The organism is Bradyrhizobium sp. JHI2711, from assembly GCF_056156565.1.
The window spans coordinates 1-637 of sequence record NZ_JBPZPT010000027.1 but is presented as its reverse complement, the minus strand read 5'-3'; the positions used below and the strand labels follow the sequence as shown (position 1 = coordinate 637).

The 637-nt window shown below is 62.8% G+C and carries 1 pseudogene; it reads left to right on the top strand.

Annotated elements, in window-relative coordinates:
• Positions 1-527 (top strand): annotated as a pseudogene (locus ACTEK7_RS36635) (transposase); the annotation flags it as partial.
• Between the last annotated feature and the right edge of the window lie 110 nt (positions 528-637).

Below are 637 nucleotides of genomic sequence, written 5' to 3'. Positions count from 1 at the left end.
GGACGACGGGATCGGGCGATCTGTTCCGGGCCAGGCTGGACCAAATCATCAATATGAAGCACGAGCTGGTTCAGCTCGCCGGCAAGGTCGATTGGGACTGGATCGACGGCGAGATCGCGCCGCTCTATAGCGAGAATGGTCGGCCCGGGATCGCGAGCCGCTTCATGATCGGGCTGTTGCTGCTCAAGCACATTTACGGGCTGTCCGATGAGGGGGTGTGCGAGCGCTGGGTCCACGCCCCATATTTCCAGTACTTCACCGGCGAAGAGTTCTTCCAGCACGCATTCCCGCACGAGCGCTCGGACCTGAGCCACTGGCGCAAGCGGCTCGGCGACAAGCTGGAGCTGTTGCTGGCCGAGAGCTTGCGGGTGGCACACGAGGCCGGCGCGTTACGCAGCCAGGACATCAAGCGGGTCACAGTCGATACCACTGTGCAGCCGAAGGCGATCACCTTCCCGACCGATGCCAAGCTCTTGCACGCGGCGATCAAGGGGCTCAACCGTCTGGCGAGTGTCAACGGGCAGCGAACTTTCCGTGAGAATGGGCTTCCAAATTTCCCTAGGTGACGGCGATTGTGGTTCGGGGATCAGCCGCTATCGGGATCGTCATTGGTCCTTCCAGGCGGGCGGCCGCGGCG